Raw genomic sequence first — 22,154 nt, 5'->3', positions numbered from 1 at the left:
GCACACGCCACCTGGGAACCCCTCCCCGCCACCCGCTGGGAGGACGCTTTCCTCAGCGGCAACGGCCACCACGGCGTCCTCGTGTTCGGTGATCCGAACGACGACCGCGTCATCGTCACCCACCACACCCTCGTCCGCCCGAACGGCGCCGAACACGCCAGGCCGCCCCACCTCGCGGCCGAACTCCCCGCGCTCCAGGCCCGGTTGCTCGCCGGTGACCTCGCCGCAGCCGAGGAGTTCACGGACGACCGCCCGCTCCAGTGGGTGCAGCCCTTCCACCCGGCCTTCCAGCTACGGCTGCGCAGACCGTCCGGCACGGCCGGGCGCGACTACCGCCGTACCGTCGACTTCACCACCGGCGAGGTCGCCGCCCGCTGCGACGAGTGGCGCAGCCGCGTCTTCGTCTCCCGAGCCGACGACGTGATCGTCCAGCACATCACCGCCCCCGACCTCACCCTCGACCTCGCCCAGGACCACCAACTCCCGGGTGCGCCAACAGGGTTGGGCGTCGGCCACGGCACGCTCCTCACCTCCGACGGCGCCGTTCTCACCCTCCGCGTCCGCTATCCCGACAGCGATCGCGCGTACACCGGAGTCACCCTCGCAGTGGTCACCGGCGGCACAACACGGCTCACCTCGGGAGGAGTTCGGATCGCCGAGGCCAACGAGGTCCTCCTCCTCACCCGAGTCCGACGCCATACCGGCGAGCTGGACGTCGTAGAAGAGACCTGGGCCCTGCGGGAACTGATCGACGAGGGGGAGTCCTACGGCGCCCTCCTCGACCGGCACCTCGCCCTCCATCGCACGACTTACGCCCGCGTCACCCTCGATCTCCACGCCGACGACGCCGAACGCGTCCTCCCCGGGAGTGAGTTGCTGAAGCGGACCCACAGCCCTGCACTCCTCGAACGGCTCTTCGCGGCCGGCCGGTACCACCTGCTCTCCTCCAGCGGACTGTTGCCGCCCCGGCTCACGGGACTGTGGACCGGCGACTGGAACACGGCCTGGTCGGGGGCGTTCACCAACGACGCGAACCTCAACCTCCAGACCGCCTCCGCCGCGAGCGCCGCACTCCCCGAAGTCACCGACGCCCTCGCCTCCTTGATCCACCGTCAGCTCGGCGACTGGCGGGAGAACGCCCGCGCCGTCTTCGGCGCCCGGGGTGTCGTCGCGCCCGCGCACAGCGACGGGGAGTCCGGGCTGTCGTACCACTTCAGCCGTGAGTACCCGCTGCACCTGTGGACCGCAGGCGCCGACTGGCTGCTCAAGCCGCTCGTCGACCACGACGAGACGCGCGGCGCACGCGATCCGCGTACCGCCGCCGTACTGGCCGAAGTCGCCCTGTTCTACGAGGACTTCCTCACGGCTGAACAAACCGACGCGACCGGACCCGGCACCGGCCACGCCGGCCAACTGGTCGTCGTCCCCTCCTACTCGCCCGAGAACCGCCCCGCGAACGCCAACGCCGGCTGGGGCGCGATCAACGCGGCGATGGATCTCTCCGCCGCCCGGCACGCACTCCACACGGCCGCCGCCTACCACCCGGGCACGCCCGAGGCCCTCCGCTGGTGCGCGCTCGCCGACCGGCTGCCCCCGCACCGGGTCAACTCCGAAGGCGCGCTTGCCGAATGGGCCTGGCCGGGCCTCGACGACACCTACGACCACCGTCACCTCAGCCATCTCTACGGTGTCTGGCCGCTCGACGAGATCAACCCGTACGACACCCCGCAGCTCGCCGCCGCCGCGCACCGCGCGCTCCAACTCCGGGGCGCCGAGAACGACTCCGCGCACGGGCACCTCCACCACGCACTCGTCGCGGCCCGGCTCCGGGACGGTGAACGGGTCGCGCACGCCCTCGGGCAGGTCCTCGACGGCGACTTCTTCCACGCCTCGCTGATGAGCGCCCACTACCCGAACCGCGACGTCTACAACGCGGACGCCGCGCACACCCTGCCCGGCGTGCTCGTCGAGGCGCTCGTGCAGTCGACCCCGGACCGGCTGGTCCTGCTGCCCGCGCTGCCGGCGGCGTATCCGCACGGTCAACTCACCGGCGTACGCACGAGGTTCGGGGCGGAGGTCGATCTGAGCTGGACGCCCCACTCCGCCACAGCGCTGATCCGGCCGTCCCGAACTCACCGCGTCGAACTCCGGACTTCCTCCGGCACGGAGCCGCTCGACCTCGTGGCCGGAGAAGACCGCGTCCTCACCCTGGGGGCGCGGTAACCACTCGCACCTCCCCCCACCCATGGAAGGGACACCATGGCAACACGCAAGCTGGGCCGCGTACTCACGGCCGTTCTCGCCCCCGCACTCGCGCTCGGCGCCACCGTCGCACTCGCCTCGGCCCCGGCCTCCGCCGCCGTCTGGAGCTCCTGCGACCAGTGGGGCACCACGACCCTGAACGGCTACACGCTCTACAACAACATCTGGGGCTCCGGCGCCGGCAGCCAGTGCATCTGGGCCAACTCCGGTACTAACTGGGGCCTCAACGCCAACCACCCCAACACCGGCGGCATCAAGTCCTACCCCAACGCCAAGAAGGTGATCAACAAGTCGATCACCTCGCTCGGTTCGCTCAAGAGCAGCTACAACGTCACGGTCCCGTCGTCCGGTTCGTACAACACGTCGTACGACATCTGGGACACCAACTACGACTACGAGATCATGCTCTGGGTCAACAAGACCGGAGCCGTCGGCGCCCTCGGCACCTCGCAGGGCACCCTCACGCTGGGCGGTTCGACCTGGACCGTCTACAAGGGCAACAACGGTGCCAACGACGTGTTCTCGTTCCTGCGCACCTCCAACTCGACCTCCGGAACGGTCGACATCCTGCCGATCCTCAAGTGGATCAAGGACACCAAGGGCTGGTTCGGCAACGTGACCATCGGGGACCTGCAGTTCGGGTTCGAGATCACGTCCTCGTCCGGCGGGCTCGACTTCACCACCAACAGCGAGAGTGTCACCAGTAGTTGACCCACCCCGGCAGTCCGGTACTCCGTTCAGCCGCCCGGTCCCCGTACTCCGCGAGGGCCGGGCGGTGCCACGACGAGCGCCGCGACCCAGCAGCCGAGCGCGGTCAGCACGAGGCCGAACACCGCCGGATTGACGTACCCGGGAACGGTGTTGGTGACGTAGCTGCCTCCGCCCGTCATCTCGCAGTCGAACCTGAGCGGGACGAAGTCCACGGAGTAGTCCACGACGTGGGCGGCTCCAGGGTCCTCCGGTCCGCCCTCCTGCCCGTCGGTCGTGCGACAGGGCAGTATCGGCGAGGAGTTGGCGCCGCCGTCCTCGGCCTGGAGGATCGCGCCCAGGACGCAGAGCAGACCCCAGAGATACAGGGCGAACGCGGCGAGGCCCGCGGCAAAGGCGAGCTTGCGTAACACCATCGGAGGAGTCCAGCAGAACAAGATCGGTACGGCTGTGACGGAGCCCACAGTTCCGCACAACGGAAGCGTCACGGCCCGGGCGCCCGCCCCCGTCACGGGCGCCCTGCCCCCTACTCCGCCACCGGCAGCGTCGCCCCGTCCCGCAGGAACAGCGGAATCCGGTCCAGCGGCGCGTCGACCGTGACCGCCGTACCGCCCTCATACGTCTCGCCCGTCCACGCGTCCGTCCACCGCGCGCCCGCCGGGAGATACGCCGTACGGACCGTGGCGCCCGCCGTCAGCACCGGTGCGACCAGCAGGTCCGGGCCGAAGAGATACGCGTCGGCGACCGACCAGGTCGCCGGGTCCGCCGGGAATTCGAGGAACAGCGGGCGCATCACCGGCAGCCCCTCCTCGTGCGCGGCGCGCATCACGTCCAGCACGTACGGCTTCAGGCGTTCGCGCAGCCGCAGGTACTTCTCCAGGATCGGCAGGGCCCGATCGCCGTACGACCAGACCTCGTTGGGGCCGCCGGTCATGTCGGGGCCGAGCGGCATGCCCGGGTCGCGGAAGCCGTGCAGGCGCATCAGCGGGGACAGCGCGCCGAACTGGAACCAGCGGACCATGACCTCCTGGTACGCCGGGTCGTCCGGGTCGCCGCCGTGGAAGCCGCCGATGTCCGTGTTCCACCAAGGGATGCCGGACAGCGCGGTGTTGAGGCCCGCGGCGATCTGGCGGCGCAGAGTCGGGAAGTCGGTGCCGATGTCACCCGACCAGAGCGCCGCGCCATGGCGCTGACTGCCCGCCCACGCCGAGCGGTTGAGGGTGATGACCTCGTCGTCACCGACGCCCTCGGCGCGCAACCCCTCCGCGAACGTACGGGAGTTCTCGGCCGGGTAGATGTTGCCGACCTCCAGGCCCGGGCCCGCCCAGTAGCGCAGGTTCTCCTGGAAGCCCGGCTTCAGCTCGGGCTCGCAGGCGTCGAGCCAGAAGGCCGTGATGCCGTACGGCACAAGGTAGTTGTCGCGGATCTTCGACCACAGGAAGTCACGGGCCTCGGGGTTCGTGGCGTCGTAGAAGGCCACCTGGACCGTCGACGCGACCCCCTTGTCCGGCCAGTCGGCGTGGGCCATCGGGCCGTACTGGGTGCCGATGAGGTAGCCGCGCTGTTCCAGTACGCCGTGGTTCTCGCTGAGGGGTGACACCGACGGCCAGACGCTCACCACCAACTTCACGCCCAGCTCGTCCAGTTCGCGGACCATGGCCGCCGGGTCGGGCCACTCGGCCGGGTCGAACTTCCAGTCGCCGAGGTGTGTCCAGTGGAAGAAGTCGCAGACGATCGCGGAGAGGGGGAGTCCGCGGCGCTTGTACTCCCGTGCCACGGCCAGGAGTTCGGCCTGGGTGCGGTAGCGCAGCTTGCACTGCCAGAAGCCCGCCGCCCACGTGGGGAGCATCGGCGTACGGCCCGTCACCGCGCTGTAGCGGCGCTGGCCGTCGGCCGGGTCGCCCGCGGTGATCCAGTAGTCGATCTGCCGGGCCGAGTCGGCGACCCAGCGCGTGCCGTTGCCGGCCAGCTCCACGCGGCCGATCGCCGGGTTGTTCCACAGCAGGGTGTAGCCGCGGCTGGAGACGAGCACCGGGATGCCCACCTCGGCGTTGCGCTGGACCAGGTCGAGCACCAGCCCCTTCTGGTCCAGCTTGCCGTGCTGGTGCTGGCCGAGGCCGTACAGCTTCTCGTTCTCGTACGCGGCGAAGCGCTGCTCCAGGCGGTGGTGGCCGTTGCCGACCGCCGTGTAGAGGCGCGAGCCGGGCCACCAGAAGTGGGCGCGGGCCTCGGCGAGGAGTTCGCTGGAGTCGTCGGTGCGCAGGAAGCGGATCAGGCCCTCGGCGTCGACCTCGACGGTCAACCCGCCCACGGTCAGCTGTGCTTCACCGTCGCCGATCTTGATCGAGCCGTCCGCGGCGGGGGGTTCGTCGAGAAGGGCACCGGGGAGCCCGGCGAGGACCGGTCCGCCGAGTCGGGTTCGTACCCGGACCGCGTCCGGACCCCAGGGCTCGATCCGTACGGTCTCCTGGCGTCCGCTCCACTCCAGCGCGCCATCCCTCTCACGGAACGTTCCGATGGTGGGGGAGGACTGCGCGAGGCTGACCTCGGACTGGATTTCGGCAGGCTGATTCACGAGGAGTGCTCCTGGAGGAAAGCAGACAGGGGGTAACCGCACAAACACGTGGAGCGTGGCTGGTCAAGAAGCTGACGGCGCCGGCCCCGTACTCGCCCGCATCGTCAACTCCGGTGTGATCAGCACGACTTCGTCGCTGCCGCGGCCATCCAGCTTGGCCACCAGGTGCTCCACGGCGTAACGGCCCATCTCCTGCGCGGGGATGGCGACGGACGTCAGCCGCACCGAGGCCTGGGTGGCGACCTGATCGGGGCAGACCGCGACCACCGACACGTCCTCCGGCACGGCCCGGCCCTGCTGGCGCAGCAGGGCGAGCAGCGGCTCGACCGCCGACTCGTTCTGCACGACGAAGCCCGTGGTGCCGGGGCGTTCGTCGAAGATCCGGGCCAGGGTCGTCGTCATCGCGTCGTACCCGCCCTCGCACGGCCGGTGCAGCACGCGCAGGCCCAACTCCCGTGCCCGGGACCGGAGTCCGTCGAGGGTGCGCTCGGCGAAACCGGTGTGCCGCTCGTAGACCGCGGGGGCCTCGCCGATGACAGCGATGTCGTGGTGGCCGAGCTTGGCGAGGTGCTCGACGCACAGCGCGCCGGTCGCCCCGAAGTCGAGGTCGACACAGGTCAGCCCGGTGGTGTCGGCGGGGAGGCCGATCAGCACGGAGGGCTGGTCGGTGCCGCGCAGCAACGGCAGCCGCTCGTCGTCGAGTTCGACGTCCATCAGGATCATCGCGTCGGCGAGCCCGCTGCCGGTGACCCGGCGGACCGCGTCGGGACCCTCCTCGCCGGTGAGCAGCAGCACGTCGTAGCCGTGCAGGCGTGCGGTGGTCGCCACGGCGATGGCGATCTCCATCATCACCGGCACGTACATGTCCGTGCGCAGCGGCACCATCAGCGCGATGATGTTCGACCGGCTGCTGGCCAAGGCGCGGGCGCCCGCGTTCGGGTGGTAGCCCAGCTCGCGGATGCTCTGCTCGACCCGCTGCCGGGTGGCTCCGGAGATGGACCGCTTGCCGCTGAGGACATAGCTCACCGTGCTCGCCGAGACTCCGGCGTGCTGGGCGACCTCGGCGAGGGTGACCATCCAGCTCTCCAAGCTTTGTGAAGCGCTTCGACAGTGCGCGTTGCTGACAAGGGCGGGTGAGGGTGGTTCGACATTAGCTTCAGGCGGTGTGGGTGTCCATAGGTTGTCGAAGCGCTTCGACACTTTCTGGAAACACCGGGCTCCGAGAGTTTCTCCGGGTGGGGGAGGCAACCTCCGGGCGGGTCGGCGGCCACTGAGAGGTCGTAGACGAACCGTCCCCCGGAAGGACCCCCGATGCAACACCGCAGACCACGCCTGTCCAAGAAGCGGAAGACGCTGGTCGCCACGGCGGTGGCTCTCACGGCACTCGCCGGTGTCACCGTCGCCCAGGCGGGTGAGTCGAGCGAGAAGTGCACGGCGGACGACACCGTCACGCTCGGCAAGTACTACGTCAACAACAACCAGTGGGGACGCGACAAGGCCACCGGCAGCCAGTGCGTGTGGGGCAACTCCCAGTCGGGGTCCACCATTTCGTGGGGCACGTCCTTCAACTGGGCCAACAACAGCAAGGGCACCGACGCCGACGTGAAGGCGTTCGCGAGTACCGTCCTCGGCTGGCACTGGGGCTGGAAGGCCGACAAGGCGGCCACCGGGCTGCCGGTCCGCGTCGGTGACCGGAAGAGCGTGAAGACCAGCTGGGAGTTCGCGCTCAGCTCCAGCCCCGGCACGCTCGACGTCGCGTACGACCTGTGGCTGCACTCCAAGAACACCGCCGACTGGGCCGACCAGCCCACCGACGAGATCATGATCTGGCTCAACCGGCAGGGCGGCGCGGGCCCGCTCGGCACCAAGTACGGCAGCGTCAGTCTCGACGGCGCGATGTGGGACATCTACCAGGGCAACATCGGCTGGAACGTGTACTCCTTCGTCCGGCGGGCCAACACCACCAAGGCCACCCTGAACATCGACGACTTCACCCAGGCCCTCGTCCGGCGCAAGCTGCTGAGCAACGACAAGTACCTCTCCGGCATCGAGTCCGGCACCGAGATCTTCAAGGGCTCGGGCCGACTTGACACGAAGGCGTACTCCGTCGACATCGGCTGAACGGACGCGCGAAGGGTGGCTGCTTCGCGGTGGATCGGGTACATACGATCGGGTAGCACCCGTCGGTAACCAGCATGGTCCGAGGGCCCGATTCGCGGCGAGGTGAGCCCCATGTCCGCTCCATCCAGCAAGCCCACCGTCACCGAGCGGGAAGCCCGTCAGGTGGCGGAGGCGGCCCGGGAACAGGACTGGCGCAAGCCCAGCTTCGCCAAGGAACTGTTCCTCGGCCGCTTCCGGCTCGACCTGATCCACCCGCACCCCCTCCCGGCCGACGAGGACTCCCGGCGTGGCGAGGAGTTCCTCGCGAAGCTGCGCGTCTTCTGCGAGACCCAGATCGACGCGGCCCGCATCGAACGTGAGGCACGCATCCCCGACGAGGTCATCAGCGGCCTCAAGGAGATCGGCGCCCTCGGCATGAAGATCGACACCAAGTACGGCGGCCTCGGCCTCACCCAGGTGTACTACAACAAGGCGCTGGCCCTCGCGGGCTCCGCCTGCCCCGCGGTCGGCGTGCTGCTCTCGGCGCACCAGTCGATCGGCGTACCGCAGCCGCTGAAGCTGTTCGGCACGGACGAGCAGAAGGCGGAGTTCCTGCCCCGCTGCGCCCGCACCGCCATCAGCGCCTTCCTGCTCACCGAACCGGACGTCGGCTCCGACCCGGCACGCCTGGCGACCAGCGCGGTGCCCGACGGGGACGCCTACGTCCTCGACGGGGTGAAGCTCTGGACCACCAACGGCGTGATCGCCGACCTGCTGGTCGTGATGGCCCGGGTGCCGAAGAGCGAGGGCCACAAGGGCGGCATCACCGCGTTCGTCGTGGAGACCGACTCGCCCGGCATCACCGTCGAGAACCGCAACGCCTTCATGGGTCTGCGCGGCATCGAGAACGGCGTCACCCGCTTCCACCAGGTCCGGGTCCCCGCCGCCAACCGCATCGGCCCCGAGGGCGCGGGCCTCAAGATCGCCCTCACCACCCTCAACACGGGCCGCCTCTCCCTCCCCGCGTCCTGTGTCGCCGCCGGCAAGTGGTGCCTGAAGATCGCCCGCGAGTGGTCGGCGGCGCGTGAGCAGTGGGGCAGGCCGATCGCCGAGCACGAGGCGGTGGGCGCGAAGATCTCCTTCATCGCGGCGACGACCTTCGCCCTGGAGGCCGTACTCGACCTGTCCTCGCAGATGGCGGACGAGGACCGCAACGACATCCGCATCGAGGGCGCGCTGGCCAAGCTCTTCTCCTCCGAGATGGGCTGGCTCATGGCCGACGAACTGGTCCAGATCCGCGGCGGCCGAGGCTTCGAGACGGCCGAGTCGCTCGCGGCGCGCGGCGAGAAGGCGGTCCCCGCCGAACAGGTCCTGCGCGACCTCCGTATCAACCGCATCTTCGAGGGCTCGACGGAGATCATGCACCTCCTCATCGCCCGCGAGGCCGTCGACGCCCACCTCAAGGTCGCCGGCGACCTCATCGACCCGGACAAGTCCCTCCAGGACAAGGCGAAAGCGGGCGCCAACGCGGGCGTCTTCTACGCCAAGTGGCTCCCGAAGCTGGTCGCGGGCAGCGGCCAACTCCCGGGCACCTACGGCGAGTTCCGCCACGGCATCGACCTCTCCCGGCACTTGCGCTATGTCGAGCGCAACGCCCGCAAACTCGCCCGTTCCACCTTCTACGCCATGTCCCGCTGGCAGGGCCGCATGGAGACCAAGCAGGGTTTCCTGGGCCGGATCGTCGACATCGGCGCGGAACTCTTCGCGATGAGCGCGGTCTGCGTACGGGCCGAACTCCTGCGCACCCAGGGCGATCACGGCCGCGAGGCCTACCAACTCGCCGACGCCTTCTGCGAACAGTCCCGCATCCGCGTCGAGGAACTCTTCGGCCGCCTGTGGACCAACACCGACACCGTCGACCGCAAGGTGGCCAAGGGTGTCCTCGGTGGCGCGTACACGTGGCTGGAGGAGGGCATCGTCGACCCGTCGGGCGAGGGCCCGTGGATCGCCGACGCGACCCCCGGACCCAGCAAGATGGAGAACGTCCACCGACCCGTCAACTGAGCCCGGATCAGCAGTACTTGTCGCTCGGATCCCGCGTCGTCCAGGAGCAGGTGTCGACCTTGCTGCCGCTCGACCTGGTCAGCGTCGCCGTGTCGCTGGTGTTGTTCCAGACGTAGGCGGCACGGCCCTGGTACGTGTTCGACGCGGTGTCCGAGCCCTTGCCCGTGTGCACCTTGATGTACTTGCCGGCGCCGATCTTGATGTTCTTGAAGACGTACCGGTGGTTCGAGACGTCCTTCAGGACCCACCCCTTGAGCGAGATCGCCGACCGGCTGGTGTTCTTGATCTGCACCCACTCGCCGTTCAGGCTCGTGTTGGACCGGTTGTCCGAGCCCGGGCTGTCGAACCAGACGTGGTAGATGGTGACCCCGCCGGCGGCCTCGGCCGGGGTGCTGAGCAAGGTGCCGGTGAGTATCGCGGCGCCCGCGAGCGCGGGCAGGGCAGCGCGTATCCGCATGGAGAATCCCCCCAGGATGTCGTCCACTGGCCGGTCGTCCACTGGCGCAGGACTGAAGTGTTATCACATGACCTTCACGTCGTATTCACAAAGGGGGATTTCCCTTCAATCACCGACGAGAGCCGATAAGCCACCCGCCCGAGGGAACCGCTGTCCGCCCGGGCACCCGTTGCGGCAACAATGGAGGGATGAGCGACAGTCCAGCACCCCTCGCCGACCCACATCTCGTCTACGACCCCGTCGTGGGCGACGGTCCCAAGGCCCTGGTGATCCTCGGGTCCACCGGGTCCATCGGCACCCAGGCCATCGACCTGGTGCTGCGCAACCCGGACCGTTTCAAGGTCACCGCACTGTCCGCGAACGGCGGCCGGGTCGGACTCCTCGCCGAGCAGGCGTACCAGCTCAGGGTGCGGACGGTCGGGGTCGCCCGCGAGGACGTCGTACCCGCACTGCGCGAGGCGCTCGCCGCGCGGTACGGCGCGGGGGAGCCGCTCCCGGAGATCCTCGCCGGTCCTGACGCGGCCACCCAACTCGCCGCCTCCGACTGCCACACCGTGCTGAACGGCATCACGGGGTCCATCGGACTCGCGCCCACCCTCGCCGCCCTGGAGGCGGGCCGCGTCCTCGCGCTCGCCAACAAGGAGTCGCTCATCGTCGGCGGCCCGCTGGTGAAGGCGCTCGCCAAGCCGGGCCAGATCATCCCGGTGGACTCCGAGCACGCGGCGCTCTTCCAGGCCCTCGCGGCCGGTACCCGCGCCGATGTCCGCAAGCTCGTCGTCACCGCGTCCGGCGGCCCCTTCCGCGGCCGTACGAAGGCGGACCTCGCGCGAGTGACCGTGGAAGAGGCACTCGCGCACCCCACCTGGGCGATGGGCCCGGTGATCACGATCAACTCGGCAACCCTGGTGAACAAGGGTCTGGAGGTGATCGAGGCGCACCTGCTGTACGACATTCCCTTCGATCGCATTGAGGTGGTCGTGCACCCGCAGTCGTATGTCCACTCGATGGTGGAATTCACGGACGGTTCGACACTCGCCCAGGCGACGCCCCCCGACATGCGCGGGCCGATCGCCATCGGGCTCGGCTGGCCCGAGCGGGTCCCGGACGCGGCGCCCGCGTTCGACTGGAGCAAGGCGTCGACGTGGGAGTTCTTCCCGCTCGACACCGACGCGTTCCCGTCGGTCGGCCTGGCCCGGCATGTGGGACAGCTCGCGGGCACGGCCCCGGCGGTGTTCAATGCGGCGAACGAGGAGTGCGTGGAGGCGTTCCGCGCGGGCGCGCTGCCGTTCAACGGAATCATGGAGACGGTGACACGGGTGGTCGAGGAACACGGGACACCGGCCACGGGAACTTCCCTGACCGTGCCGGACGTCCTCGAAGCGGAGACCTGGGCACGCGCCCGGGCCCGCGAACTGACAGCGCAGACGACCACGGCGAACGCGGAGGCGCGTGCATGACAGCCCTGATGATGATCCTCGGCATAGTCGTCTTCGCGGTCGGCCTGCTGGTCTCGATCGCCTGGCACGAGCTGGGGCATCTGTCCACGGCGAAGCTCTTCGGCATCCGGGTGCCCCAGTACATGGTCGGCTTCGGCCCGACCATCTGGTCCAGGCGGAAGGGCGACACCGAGTACGGCTTCAAGGCCATCCCGTTCGGCGGCTACATCCGCATGATCGGCATGTTCCCGCCGGGACCCGACGGCAGGATCGAGTCCCGCTCCACCTCGCCCTGGCGCAGCATGATCGAGGACGCCCGCTCGGCGGCCTTCGAGGAGCTGGAGCCCGGCGACGAGTCCCGCCTGTTCTACACACGCAAGCCCTGGAAACGGGTCATCGTGATGTTCGCGGGCCCCTTCATGAACCTCATCCTCGCGGTGGCGCTCTTCCTCACCGTCCTGATGGGCTTCGGCATCTCGCAGCAGACCAACACGGTCAGCTCGGTCTCCGAGTGCGTCATCGCGCAGAGCCAGAACCGCGACACCTGCAAGAAGTCCGACCCGGCCTCCCCGGCGGCGGCAGCGGGCCTGAAGGCCGGCGACAAGATCGTCAGCTTCAACGGAGTCAAGACCACCGACTGGAACAAGCTCTCCGACCTGATCCGAGCCACCCCCGGCAAGACGGTCCCGATCGTCGTAGAGCGCAAGGGCCAGGCCCTCACTCTCCACGCGAAGATCGCGTCGAACCAGGTCGCCAAGAAGGACTCCAGCGGCCAGATCGTCCAGGGCCAGTACGTCACCGCCGGCTTCCTCGGCTTCAGCGCGGCCACCGGCATCGTCCGCCAGGACTTCGGTGAATCGGTCACCTGGATGGGAGACCGCATGGGCGAGGCCGTCGACTCCATCGCGGCCCTCCCCGGCAAGATTCCGGCCCTGTGGAATTCGGCCTTCGACGGCGCCCCCCGCCAGGCCGACTCCCCGATGGGCGTGGTCGGCGCGGCCCGCGTAGGCGGCGAGATCTTCACCCTGGACATCCCGCCCACCCAGCAACTGGCCATGGCCCTGATGCTGGTGGCCGGCTTCAACCTCTCCCTCTTCCTCTTCAACATGCTCCCGCTGCTCCCGCTCGACGGCGGGCATGTCGCGGGCGCGCTGTGGGAGGCGCTGCGGCGGAACCTGGCGAAGGTGCTCAAGCGGCCGGACCCGGGCCCGTTCGACGTGGCGAAGCTGATGCCGGTGGCCTATGTGGTGGCCGGGATCTTCGTCTGCTTCACCCTGCTCGTCCTCGTGGCGGACGTGGTTAACCCAGTCAAAATCTCCTAGGCCGTGTCCGCAAAGTCCCGTCGTCCGCCCGGAGGGCGGGCTCCGCGGCGTCCGGTGCGTGCTCTGGGGGTCCCCCCGGCCGGAGGCTGGGGGAGTGCCGGGCGGAAGCCCTCGTACTGGTTGTACGTGGGCTTTCGTCCGGTGCGGCGAGTGGGGGCACCTCCCACGCCCTTAAGGCAGTGGGGGAGCGTGCCGGGCGTCGCGGAGCAGGCGGGACTTTGCGGACACGGCCTAGCCATTCGTAGTTTGTGGCGGCCCGGCATAGCGGGGGGTCTGGGGGGCTAGGCCCCCCAGATAGCACAGCGTGCCGGGCCGCTCTCCATTGAGTGGGTTTACGGCCGGGATGTGCCCGGGCCCGCACGGGTGACGTAATCTCGAAGCCTGGAGCCCGCTGTTCCGGGACCGGGGCCTTGATCCACGACTTGGGGTTGCACAGCAGATGACTGCGATTTCTCTCGGCATTCCGTCCGTTCCGACCCGGCTCGCCGAGCGTCGCAAGAGCCGGCAGATCCAGGTCGGATCCGTGGCGGTCGGCGGCGACGCGCCGGTGTCGGTGCAGTCCATGACGACGACCCGAACGTCGGACATCGGCTCCACGCTCCAGCAGATCGCCGAGTTGACCGCGTCCGGCTGCCAGATTGTCCGTGTGGCCTGCCCCACCCAGGACGACGCCGACGCCCTCGCGACCATCGCCCGCAAGTCGCAGATCCCGGTGATCGCGGACATCCACTTCCAGCCCAAGTACGTGTTCGCCGCGATCGAGGCCGGCTGCGCGGCGGTCCGCGTGAACCCCGGCAACATCAAGCAGTTCGACGACAAGGTCAAGGAGATCGCGCGGGCCGCGAAGGACCACGGCACCCCGATCCGCATCGGCGTGAACGCGGGCTCGCTGGACGCTCGACTGCTGAAGAAGTACGGCAAGGCGACCCCCGAGGCGCTGGCCGAGTCCGCCCTCTGGGAGGCGTCCCTCTTCGAGGAGCACGGCTTCCAGGACATCAAGATCTCGGTCAAGCACAACGACCCGGTCGTGATGGTCGAGGCATACCGCCAGCTCGCGGCCCAGTGCGACTACCCGCTCCACCTCGGCGTCACCGAGGCGGGCCCGGCCTTCCAGGGCACGATCAAGTCGGCGGTGGCTTTCGGCGCCCTCCTCTCGCAGGGCATCGGCGACACGATCCGAGTCTCCCTGTCCGCCCCGCCGGTCGAAGAGGTCAAGGTCGGCAACCAGATCCTGGAGTCCCTGAACCTCAAGCCCCGCCGCCTGGAGATCGTCTCCTGCCCCTCCTGCGGCCGCGCCCAGGTCGACGTCTACAAGCTGGCCGAGGAGGTCACGGCGGGCCTGGAGGGCATGGAGGTCCCGCTCCGCGTGGCCGTCATGGGCTGCGTAGTGAACGGCCCCGGCGAGGCCCGCGAAGCCGACCTCGGCGTCGCCTCCGGCAACGGCAAGGGCCAGATCTTCGTCAAGGGCGAGGTCATCAAGACCGTCCCCGAGTCGAAGATCGTGGAGACGTTGATCGAGGAGGCGATGAAGATCGCCGAACAGATGGAGGCGGACGGCATCGCCTCCGGCGAGCCGTCGGTGTCGGTCGCGGGCTGAGGGGCCGGACTGGCGTGGACTGAGGGTCTGGGCGAGGGCTGAAGGTCTGTCGCGGGCCGAGGTGTTTGGGCGCGGCTAGGGGTCTGGCGCGGGTTGAACGCTTGTGGCGGGGCTAGGGATCTGGCGCGGGTTGAACGTCTGTGGCGGGCTGGGAAGCTGGCGTGGGCTGAGGGTCTGTGGCCGGGCTGAGGGGTCTGGCACGGGCCGTAGAACCATGGCGGGCTGATCGGTCTGGCGTGGACTGCAGTCTGCGGCGGGTGAGAGGTCTGGCGTGGACTGAGGATCTGTGCCGGGCCGAGGAGGCTGGCGCGGGTTGAAGACCTGCGGCGGGCTGAAAGGTCTTGGGGCTGGACATGCTGGGGTGCCGAGGCCTCGGGGGGTCTTGCTCGCCGAGGTTCCGGGGCTTCCCGAGCCGAAGCCAGGGTCTTGGGCTTCACAGGTCAGCACAGGCCGGCGCAATCAGCCCGTCCGGCGTTTGAGGACGAGGCCGTCCAGGCCGAAAGCGGGGGTCTGGGGGCGGCAGCCCCCAGAGACGGCCACCTGACCCACCCCCACTGAGAAGCAAGCGGCAACACAAAGCACCGCTCAGCTTCCGCAGGTACAGTGCGGAGATCAGCAGACCTTAGGGTGAGGCCCCGCACGTGTTGACCCAGACCACCTCTCGGGTGCTCGAACCGAGCGACCTGGACGCCGCGCTCGCCGTGCTCGACCGCGAGCCGGTCACGAACGCCTTCGTGACCTCGCGGGTGCAGGTCGCGGGCCTCGACCCCTGGCGGCTCGGTGGCGAGATGTGGGGCTGGTACGAGGACGGCATGCTGACGTCCCTCTGCTACGCGGGCGCCAACCTCGTCCCGATCTGCGCGACCCCCAGAGCCGTCCGCGCCTTCGCCGACCGTGCCCGCAGGGCCGGCCGCCGCTGCTCCTCGATCGTCGGCCCCGCCGAGGCGACGGCCCAACTCTGGCGCCTCCTCGAACCGAGCTGGGGCCCGGCCCGCGAGGTCCGCGCCCGCCAGCCCCTCATGGTCGCCGACCGCATGCCCACCGACATCGCCCCCGACCCGTACGTCCGCCGCATCCGCAAGGACGAGATGGACACGATCATGCCGGCGTGCGTGGCGATGTTCACCGAGGAGGTCGGCGTCTCGCCGCTGGCCGGCGACGGTGGCCTGCTCTACCAGGCCCGAGTGGCCGAACTCGTGGGCTCAGGGCGCTCGTTCGCCCGCCTCGACGAGTACGGCAAGGTCGTCTTCAAAGCGGAGATCGGCGCCGCGACGCCCAAGGCCTGCCAGATCCAGGGCGTCTGGGTGGCCCCGGAGTACAGGGGGATGGGCGTGGCGGCCCCCGCGATGGCCGCGGTCCTGCGCTACGCGCTCGCGGACGTCTCCCCGATGGTCAGCCTCTACGTGAACGACTTCAACACCCCGGCAAGAAGGGCGTACTTGAGGGTGGGCTTCCAAGAGGTCGGCGCGTTCATGAGCGTCCTGTTCTAGAGGCTTTCAGGGGCGCGAGGCTGTGACACGTGCGGCTCCGCCGCGTGGGCGCGACCAGCCGCATACGACCGGCACCCGAAAGACAACTGACACACCCCTGTACTCTCCCCACATGCGATTTCCCGGTCACGGTCACCGCCACCCCCAAGACGTCGTGATCGGCCCCCTGGACCTCTCGGCCCACGTTGACGAAGCCCTCGCCGTACAGGCCCTCGCATTCGGCCTGGGCCCGGACGAGGTGGCGGTAAGACGCCAGATCGTCCTGCGCCACATGACCTACCCCGGCGCCCGCGCCCTCGGCGCCACCACCGAGGGCCGACTGGTCGGCTTCGTCTACGGCATGCCCAACAACCGCACCCACTGGTGGTCCACCGTCGTAGAGCCGTACCTCCGGGCCCGCGACCACGACGACTGGCTCGACAACTCCTTTGTGATCACCGAGCTGCACGTCCACCCGCACTACCAGAACCGCGGCGCGGGCCGTTCCCTGATCACCACCATCACGGACGCGGCCACCGAACCCCGCTCGATCCTCTCGGCGATCGACACCGACAGCCCGGCCCGGGGCCTCTACCGCTCTCTCGGCTACGAGGACCTCGCCCGCCAGGTCCTGTTCCCCAGCGCACCGAAGCCGTACGCGGTGATGGGCGCCCCGCTGCCACTGCGCCGCCGTTAGGGCCTGTCCGGCGGATCATGCCGCAGACGCGGGGCTGGTCAGTCACCGTTTCTTTCCTGCGACCTGATCCGCCGGACAGGCCCTAACCGATTTCCACCGGCACAGCACGCCCGGCTAACCTCCTAGCCATCACCCTTTCCCGGCAGGAGTACAGGAACCATGGCGAACGCACCGGTCCAGCGCATGTCCCAGTTGATGGCGAAGACGCTGCGCGACGACCCGGCGGACGCCGAGGTCCTCAGTCACAAGCTGCTCGTGCGGGCCGGCTACGTCCGCCGTACCGCGGCCGGCATCTGGTCCTGGCTGCCCCTGGGCAAGAAGGTCCTCTCCAACGTCGAGCGGATCGTGCGTGAGGAGATGGACGCGATCGGCGCCCAGGAGGTGCTGCTCCCCGCGATCCTGCCCCGGGAGCCGTACGAGGCGACCGGCCGCTGGGACGAGTACGGCCCCGAGCTGTTCCGTCTCAAGGACCGCAAGGGCGGCGACTACCTCCTCGGCCCCACCCACGAGGAGATCTTCACGCTGATCGTGAAGGACCAGGCGTCCTCCTACAAGGACCTGCCGGTCATCCTCTACCAGATCCAGAACAAGTACCGCGACGAGGCCCGCCCGCGGGCCGGTGTGCTGCGCGGCCGTGAGTTCCTGATGAAGGACTCGTACTCCTTCGACACCGAGGACGAGGGCCTCGCCCACTCCTACGCCCTGCACCGCGAGGCCTACCAGAAGGTGTTCGCGCGCCTGGGCCTCGACTACCGCATCTGCGCCGCCACCGCGGGCGCGATGGGCGGCTCGAAGTCGGAGGAGTTCCTCGCCCCCGCCGAGGCCGGCGAGGACACCTTCGCCGACTGCCCGAACTGCGACTTCGCCGCCAACACCGAAGCGATCACATACGAGTTGAAGCCCGTGGACGCCGCCGGCGTGCCCGCGCTCGAAGAGATCCCGACCCCCGACACCCCCACCATCGAGACCCTCGCCGCCCACCTCGGCGTAGAGGCCTCCGCCACGCTGAAGAACCTCCTCGTGAAGGTCGACGGCGAGATCGTGGCCGCAGGAGTGCCCGGCGACCGCGAGGTCGACCTCGGCAAGGTCGAGGCCCATTTCGCCCCCGCCGCAGTGGAGTTGGTGACGGCGGAGGACTTCACCGGCCGTCCCGACCTGGTGCGCGGCTACGTCGGCCCGCAGGGCCTGGGCGAGAAGGTCACGTACATCGCCGACCCCCGCGTGGCCCCCGGCACCTCGTGGATCACCGGCGCCAACAAGGAGGGCACGCACGCCAAGAACGTCGTGGCGGGCCGTGACTTCGAGGTCGGCGAGTACGTCGACGTCGTGGTCGTGCAGGAGGGCGACCCCTGCCCCAAGTGCGGCACCGGCCTCAAGCTCGACCGCGCGATCGAGATCGGCCACATCTTCCAGCTCGGCCGCAAGTACGCCGACGCCCTCAAGCTCGACGTCCTCGGTCAGCACGGCAAGCCGGTCCGCGTGACCATGGGCTCCTACGGCATCGGCGTCTCCCGCGCGGTCGCCGCCCTCGCCGAGCAGACCGCCGACGACAAGGGCCTGTGCTGGCCCGCCGAGGTCGCCCCGGCCGACGTGCACGTCGTCGCCGCCGGCAAGGCCCTCCAGACCGAACTCGCCCTCGACGTCTCCGAGAAGCTGCGCGCGGCCGGCCTGCGCGTCCTGGTCGACGACCGCGCCGGGGTCTCCCCGGGCGTGAAGTTCACCGACTCGGAGCTGATCGGCGTACCGAAGATCCTGGTCGCGGGCCGCCGCTCCGCCGAGGGCGTCCTGGAACTGAAGGACCGCAGGACCGGCGAGCGCGAGGAACTGACGGTCGACGAGGCGATCGCACGCCTCACCGCGTAAGCGGCGATCACCGGGACGGGGCCTTGTTGAAGCCTCAAGCAATTTAAGATTCCTCTCAGAGAGTTCTCGGGAGGCGTATGGGCGCCTCACAGACTTCTCTCAGGCTGGTCCCCGACCGTAGTGAGTGACAGAGAGTCACTGCGGAGGGGAACGGTCATGACAGTCAAGGAGCGTGGGGCCGCTACGGCGGTCCGCAGAGGCAAGCGGCGCATCGCGGCCGCCACGGCGGCGATCACGCTGGCCGCGGCGGCCGGGGTGTTCGCCCTGGTCGGCACGATGCAGTCGGACGCGGAGGCGGACACGACGGCGAGCAGCACCGGCACGAGCAGCTCGTCGTCGTCCTCGACACCCTCGCCGTCCGCCTCGTCCGACACCTCGTCCACGTCGGACAGTTCGACCTCTTCGTCGTCCTCATCCTCATCCTCCTCATCTTCGTCTTCGTCATCGGACCTTCAGTCGTCCTCGTCCGGCGTGACGTCGTCGTCCGGCAGCTCCACCGACTCCACGTCGGGAGCGTCGTGATGAGCACGAGCACAGCGCCCCTGCGCACCACGGCCGCCGCCGACTGGCGTGCTCTCGGGACCAGCGTCCGGCTGGTCGTCACCGACCCGGCCCTGCTGGACTCCTGCAACCTGCTCCTCGCCCGGCACCTCGCCGAGGTCGACGCGGCGTGCAGCAGGTTCCGTACCGACTCCGAACTGACCGCCCTGGACGCCTCGTTGGGCCGCCCCGTCACCGTCAGCCCGCTGCTCGCCGAGGCGTTGGCGGTCGCGCTGCGCGCCGCCGAGGCGACGGACGGAGCGGTCGACCCGACGGTCGGCTCGGCCATGAACGCCATCGGCTACGACCGCGACTTCACCCTCGTCCAGGAGGACGACCGCCCGATCCGGCTCACCGTGAAGCGTGCCCCGGGCTGGCGCACGATCGACCTGGACCGTACGACGGGCACGGTCACCGTCCCGGCCGGCGTCCGACTGGACCTCGGCGCCACGGCGAAGGCCTGGGCCGCCGACAAGGCCGCCGCGATGCTCGCCCGAGTGGCCGGCTGCGGAGTCCTCGTGAGCCTCGGCGGCGACACGGCGGTCGCGGGGGAGCCCCCGGCCGGCGGCTGGAACATCCGCGTCCAGGACGTCACCGGGTCCGTCGACGAGACGCCCGCGCACGGCACGTACGCCACGATCGGCCTGCGCTCCGGCGGCCTGGCCACCTCGGGCACGGCGGCCCGCCGCTGGCGCCGGGGCGGCTACGAGCTGCACCACATCGTCGACCCGCGCACCGGCCTCCCGGTCCGCAGCCCCTGGCGCACGGCCTCGGTCGCCGCCGCGACGAGCGCCGACGCCAACGCGGCGAGCACGGCGTGCCTGGTCAAGGGGGCAGGCGCGGAACGGTGGTTGACGCGCCTCGGCCTCCCCGCGCGCCTGGTCGCGCAGGACGGCACGGTCGTCACGACCCCGGGCTGGCCCACGCATCCGGCGGCCGCCGTATGAGCTCCGAGATCCTCTGGTACGCCAACCGCGCCACCGGGGCCGTCTGCCTCGTCCTGTTCACGGTCGTGGTCCTGCTCGGCATCGCGGTCCGGCTGCGCACCCGGCTCCCCGGCCTGCCCCGCTTCGGCACGGTGAACCTGCACCGCACGCTCTCCCTCTCCGCGACCGCCTTCCTGGCCCTGCACATCGCGATGGCGGTGATCGACGGATATGTGAACATCAACGTCGTCGACGCGGTCGTCCCCTTCGTCTCCGACTACGAGCCGCTCTGGCTCGGCCTGGGCACGGTCGCCTTCGACCTGATGCTCGCGGTCCTGGTCACCAGCCTCCTCAGGGAACGCATCGGACACCGCACCTGGCGGGCGCTCCACCGGCTCGCGTACGCCTCCTGGCCGGTCGCCCTGATCCACGGCATCGGCATCGGCACGGACACCGGCACCGACTGGATGACCTGGCTGACCGTGTCCTGCGTGGCCGCCGTGGTAGCCGCCTTCGGCATCCGCACGGCCCACTCCGCCCGCGAGTCCCGCCGCACCCCCGCGGCCCTGCTCCGCACAGCAGAAGGAGCCCGACCGTGACCACGACCACGACCACGACCTTCACCGACGTCTACATGTCCCCCCGGCTCCTCGCCCCCGGCGGCACCGCGGCCGACCTCTCCACCCACGAACTCCGCTACGGCCCACTGTCGTACGGAGATCCCGACACCGTCCTGAGAACGGTCGCCGAGTCCGGACTCACCGGCCGCGGAGGCGCCGCGTTCCCGACGTACCGCAAACTCGTCGCGGTGACCGACGCGAGCCGCCGCACGGGCCGCGCACCCGTGGTCGTGGCGAACGGCGCGGAGGGCGAACCGGCCAGCCGCAAGGACAGGACACTGCTCCGCCTGTCGCCCCATCTGGTCCTGGACGGGCTGCAGTTGGCGGCGCGGGCGGTGGGCGCGGGGGAGGTCCACCTGGCGGTGGAGGACGGCGCGTCCTACCTGGAGTCGGCCCTGGCCCAACGCGACGACCCGCTCCCCGTACAGGTCGTCCGCCTGCCCAAACGCTTCCTGTCCGGCCAGGCCTCGGCACTCGCGCAATACGTCTCCGGAAACACCCCGTTGCCCCGCCACCAGCAACCGCCGGTCCGCGAACGCGGGGTGAACCGGGCCCCCACCCTCATCCAGAACGTGGAAACCCTGGCCCACCTGGCCCTGGTCGCCCGCTACGGCGCCGACTGGTTCCGCAGCGCCGGCACCCCCACCCAGCCGGGCAGCACCCTGTGCACCCTGCACGTCCCGGGCCGCGAAGTCCGGGTGGTGGAAGCCCCGTTCGGCCTCCCCCTGAACCGACTGCTCCCCCTGCACGGAACCTCCGCGGTACTGATGGGCGGCTACCACGGCACCTGGCTCCCGACCCACGAGGCTGCCCAACGCACGCTGGATGCAGGGGACTTGGGGGCAGGCGTCCTGGCCGCACTCCCGGCCGACCGCTGCGGCGTAGCCGAAACCGCCCGCATCCTCCGCTACTTGGCCCTGCAATCGGCAGGCCAGTGCGGCCCCTGCCTCAACGGCCTCCCGCGCATAGCCTCCGCCTTCCAGACCCTGGCCACCCCCGGCCCCCAGGCCAACACCCGCCAGGACGTGGCCCGTTGGTCAGGCCTGGTAGAGGGCCGAGGCGCCTGCCACCACCCCGACGGCACAGTCCGCCTGGTCCGCAGCGCGCTGACCACCTTCGCCCCCGAACTGGACGCCCACGCAAGGGGTTTGTGCACCGCGAGCGACTCGACACCTTTCCTTCCCATTCCGAACGAGGCCCACTGACCATGGACCAGAAGACACAACAGAAGATCGACATCGACTGGACGGCGTGCCAAGGCCACGGCCTGTGCGCGGAGTTGCTCCCGGACCACATCACTCTGGACGAGTGGGGCTACCCCCTGGTGGACGGGGCACCGATTCCGCCCCGCGCGATAAAACGCGCACGCCGAGCAGCCTCTGACTGCCCCGTCCTAGCCCTGAAACTCAGGACCAGGGCAACCCCCTAAGGGGCGCGGGGAACTGCGCGACCAGCCCCAACGCGCCCGCAGCCCGAAAACTATCCGCACCCACCGAGCTCGACCGCCCCCTCAAACCC

General features: G+C 69.8%; 19 protein-coding genes. 15 read left to right on the top strand and 4 right to left on the bottom strand.

Annotation, left to right across the window (positions count from 1 at the left end; translation table 11 throughout):
* The coding region (locus AC31A1_RS21080; protein ID WP_489654790.1) for a glycosyl hydrolase family 95 catalytic domain-containing protein at positions 1–2,223 on the top strand (2,223 nt) is incomplete at its 5' end.
* 36 nt (positions 2,224–2,259) lie between these two features.
* Positions 2,260–2,973 carry a glycoside hydrolase family 12 protein gene (locus AC31A1_RS21075; protein WP_489654789.1) on the top strand — a complete coding sequence of 238 codons (714 nt, stop codon included), beginning with the start codon at positions 2,260–2,262 and terminating at the stop codon, positions 2,971–2,973.
* A 26-nt stretch (positions 2,974–2,999) separates the two neighbouring features.
* Here AC31A1_RS21075 and AC31A1_RS21070 read toward each other — a convergent pair whose 3' ends face one another.
* The 3 genes from AC31A1_RS21070 to AC31A1_RS21060 form a co-directional block, all read right to left on the bottom strand.
* Positions 3,000–3,386: a hypothetical protein gene (locus tag AC31A1_RS21070; protein ID WP_489654788.1), complete on the bottom strand. Its 387-nt coding sequence runs from the start codon at positions 3,384–3,386 to the stop codon at positions 3,000–3,002.
* Between the two features lie 110 nt (positions 3,387–3,496).
* Positions 3,497–5,545, bottom strand: coding sequence for a glycoside hydrolase family 31 protein (locus tag AC31A1_RS21065; protein WP_489654787.1), 2,049 nt, complete (start codon positions 5,543–5,545; stop codon positions 3,497–3,499).
* A 63-nt stretch (positions 5,546–5,608) separates the two neighbouring features.
* Positions 5,609–6,622, bottom strand: a complete 1,014-nt coding sequence (locus AC31A1_RS21060; protein WP_328678266.1) for a LacI family DNA-binding transcriptional regulator — start codon at positions 6,620–6,622, stop codon at positions 5,609–5,611.
* A 234-nt stretch (positions 6,623–6,856) separates the two neighbouring features.
* On the opposite strand from AC31A1_RS21060, the gene AC31A1_RS21055 reads away from it, so the two are divergent.
* Together AC31A1_RS21055 and AC31A1_RS21050 are read left to right on the top strand one after the other, a co-directional pair.
* Positions 6,857–7,666, top strand: a complete 810-nt coding sequence (locus AC31A1_RS21055; RefSeq protein ID WP_489654786.1) for a GH12 family glycosyl hydrolase domain-containing protein — start codon at positions 6,857–6,859, stop codon at positions 7,664–7,666.
* Between the two features lie 111 nt (positions 7,667–7,777).
* Positions 7,778–9,709 carry an acyl-CoA dehydrogenase family protein gene (locus tag AC31A1_RS21050; RefSeq protein ID WP_489654785.1) on the top strand — a complete coding sequence of 644 codons (1,932 nt, stop codon included), beginning with the start codon at positions 7,778–7,780 and terminating at the stop codon, positions 9,707–9,709.
* A gap of 7 nt (positions 9,710–9,716) precedes the next feature.
* Here AC31A1_RS21050 and AC31A1_RS21045 read toward each other — a convergent pair whose 3' ends face one another.
* The gene (locus AC31A1_RS21045; protein ID WP_393764848.1) at positions 9,717–10,166 is read right to left on the bottom strand and encodes a lamin tail domain-containing protein; all 450 of its coding nucleotides are present in this window, start codon (positions 10,164–10,166) and stop codon (positions 9,717–9,719) included.
* 188 nt (positions 10,167–10,354) lie between these two features.
* Here AC31A1_RS21045 and dxr point away from each other — a divergent pair, with 188 nt between their 5' ends.
* From dxr to AC31A1_RS20990, 11 genes are all read left to right on the top strand, one after another.
* Positions 10,355–11,623, top strand: a complete 1,269-nt coding sequence (dxr, locus tag AC31A1_RS21040) for a 1-deoxy-D-xylulose-5-phosphate reductoisomerase (RefSeq protein WP_489654784.1) — start codon at positions 10,355–10,357, stop codon at positions 11,621–11,623.
* Between the two features lie 8 nt (positions 11,624–11,631).
* Positions 11,632–12,924 (top strand): M50 family metallopeptidase, encoded by a 1,293-nt coding sequence (locus tag AC31A1_RS21035; protein ID WP_489654791.1) that lies wholly within the window; start codon positions 11,632–11,634, stop codon positions 12,922–12,924.
* Positions 12,925–13,363: 439 nt separating this feature from the next.
* Entirely contained in the window at positions 13,364–14,521 is a 1,158-nt protein-coding gene (gene ispG, locus AC31A1_RS21030; protein ID WP_489654783.1) for a flavodoxin-dependent (E)-4-hydroxy-3-methylbut-2-enyl-diphosphate synthase, read from the top strand.
* A gap of 641 nt (positions 14,522–15,162) precedes the next feature.
* Positions 15,163–16,011 (top strand): GNAT family N-acetyltransferase, encoded by an 849-nt coding sequence (locus tag AC31A1_RS21025; RefSeq protein ID WP_489654782.1) that lies wholly within the window; start codon positions 15,163–15,165, stop codon positions 16,009–16,011.
* Positions 16,012–16,123: 112 nt separating this feature from the next.
* A complete protein-coding gene (locus AC31A1_RS21020) occupies positions 16,124–16,687 on the top strand; it encodes a GNAT family N-acetyltransferase (protein ID WP_489654781.1) in 564 nt (187 codons plus the stop codon).
* Positions 16,688–16,846: 159 nt separating this feature from the next.
* A complete protein-coding gene (locus AC31A1_RS21015; RefSeq protein ID WP_489654780.1) occupies positions 16,847–18,550 on the top strand; it encodes a proline--tRNA ligase in 1,704 nt (567 codons plus the stop codon).
* A gap of 156 nt (positions 18,551–18,706) precedes the next feature.
* Entirely contained in the window at positions 18,707–19,072 is a 366-nt protein-coding gene (locus AC31A1_RS21010; RefSeq protein WP_489654779.1) for a hypothetical protein, read from the top strand.
* Positions 19,072–20,037 (top strand): FAD:protein FMN transferase, encoded by a 966-nt coding sequence (locus AC31A1_RS21005; protein WP_489654778.1) that lies wholly within the window; start codon positions 19,072–19,074, stop codon positions 20,035–20,037. Before AC31A1_RS21010 ends, AC31A1_RS21005 begins: the two co-directional genes overlap by 1 nt.
* The gene (locus tag AC31A1_RS21000; RefSeq protein WP_489654777.1) at positions 20,034–20,615 is read left to right on the top strand and encodes a ferric reductase-like transmembrane domain-containing protein; all 582 of its coding nucleotides are present in this window, start codon (positions 20,034–20,036) and stop codon (positions 20,613–20,615) included. Before AC31A1_RS21005 ends, AC31A1_RS21000 begins: the two co-directional genes overlap by 4 nt.
* Positions 20,612–21,841, top strand: coding sequence for an NADH-ubiquinone oxidoreductase-F iron-sulfur binding region domain-containing protein (locus tag AC31A1_RS20995; protein ID WP_489654776.1), 1,230 nt, complete (start codon positions 20,612–20,614; stop codon positions 21,839–21,841). The genes AC31A1_RS21000 and AC31A1_RS20995 overlap by 4 nt, the downstream gene beginning before the upstream one ends.
* A gap of 2 nt (positions 21,842–21,843) precedes the next feature.
* Positions 21,844–22,065 carry a ferredoxin gene (locus AC31A1_RS20990; protein WP_489654775.1) on the top strand — a complete coding sequence of 74 codons (222 nt, stop codon included), beginning with the start codon at positions 21,844–21,846 and terminating at the stop codon, positions 22,063–22,065.
* The last annotated feature ends 89 nt before the right edge of the window (positions 22,066–22,154 follow it).

Source organism: Streptomyces sp. P5F9, assembly GCF_057961495.1.
This window is presented reverse-complemented; position numbering and strand designations above follow the sequence as displayed.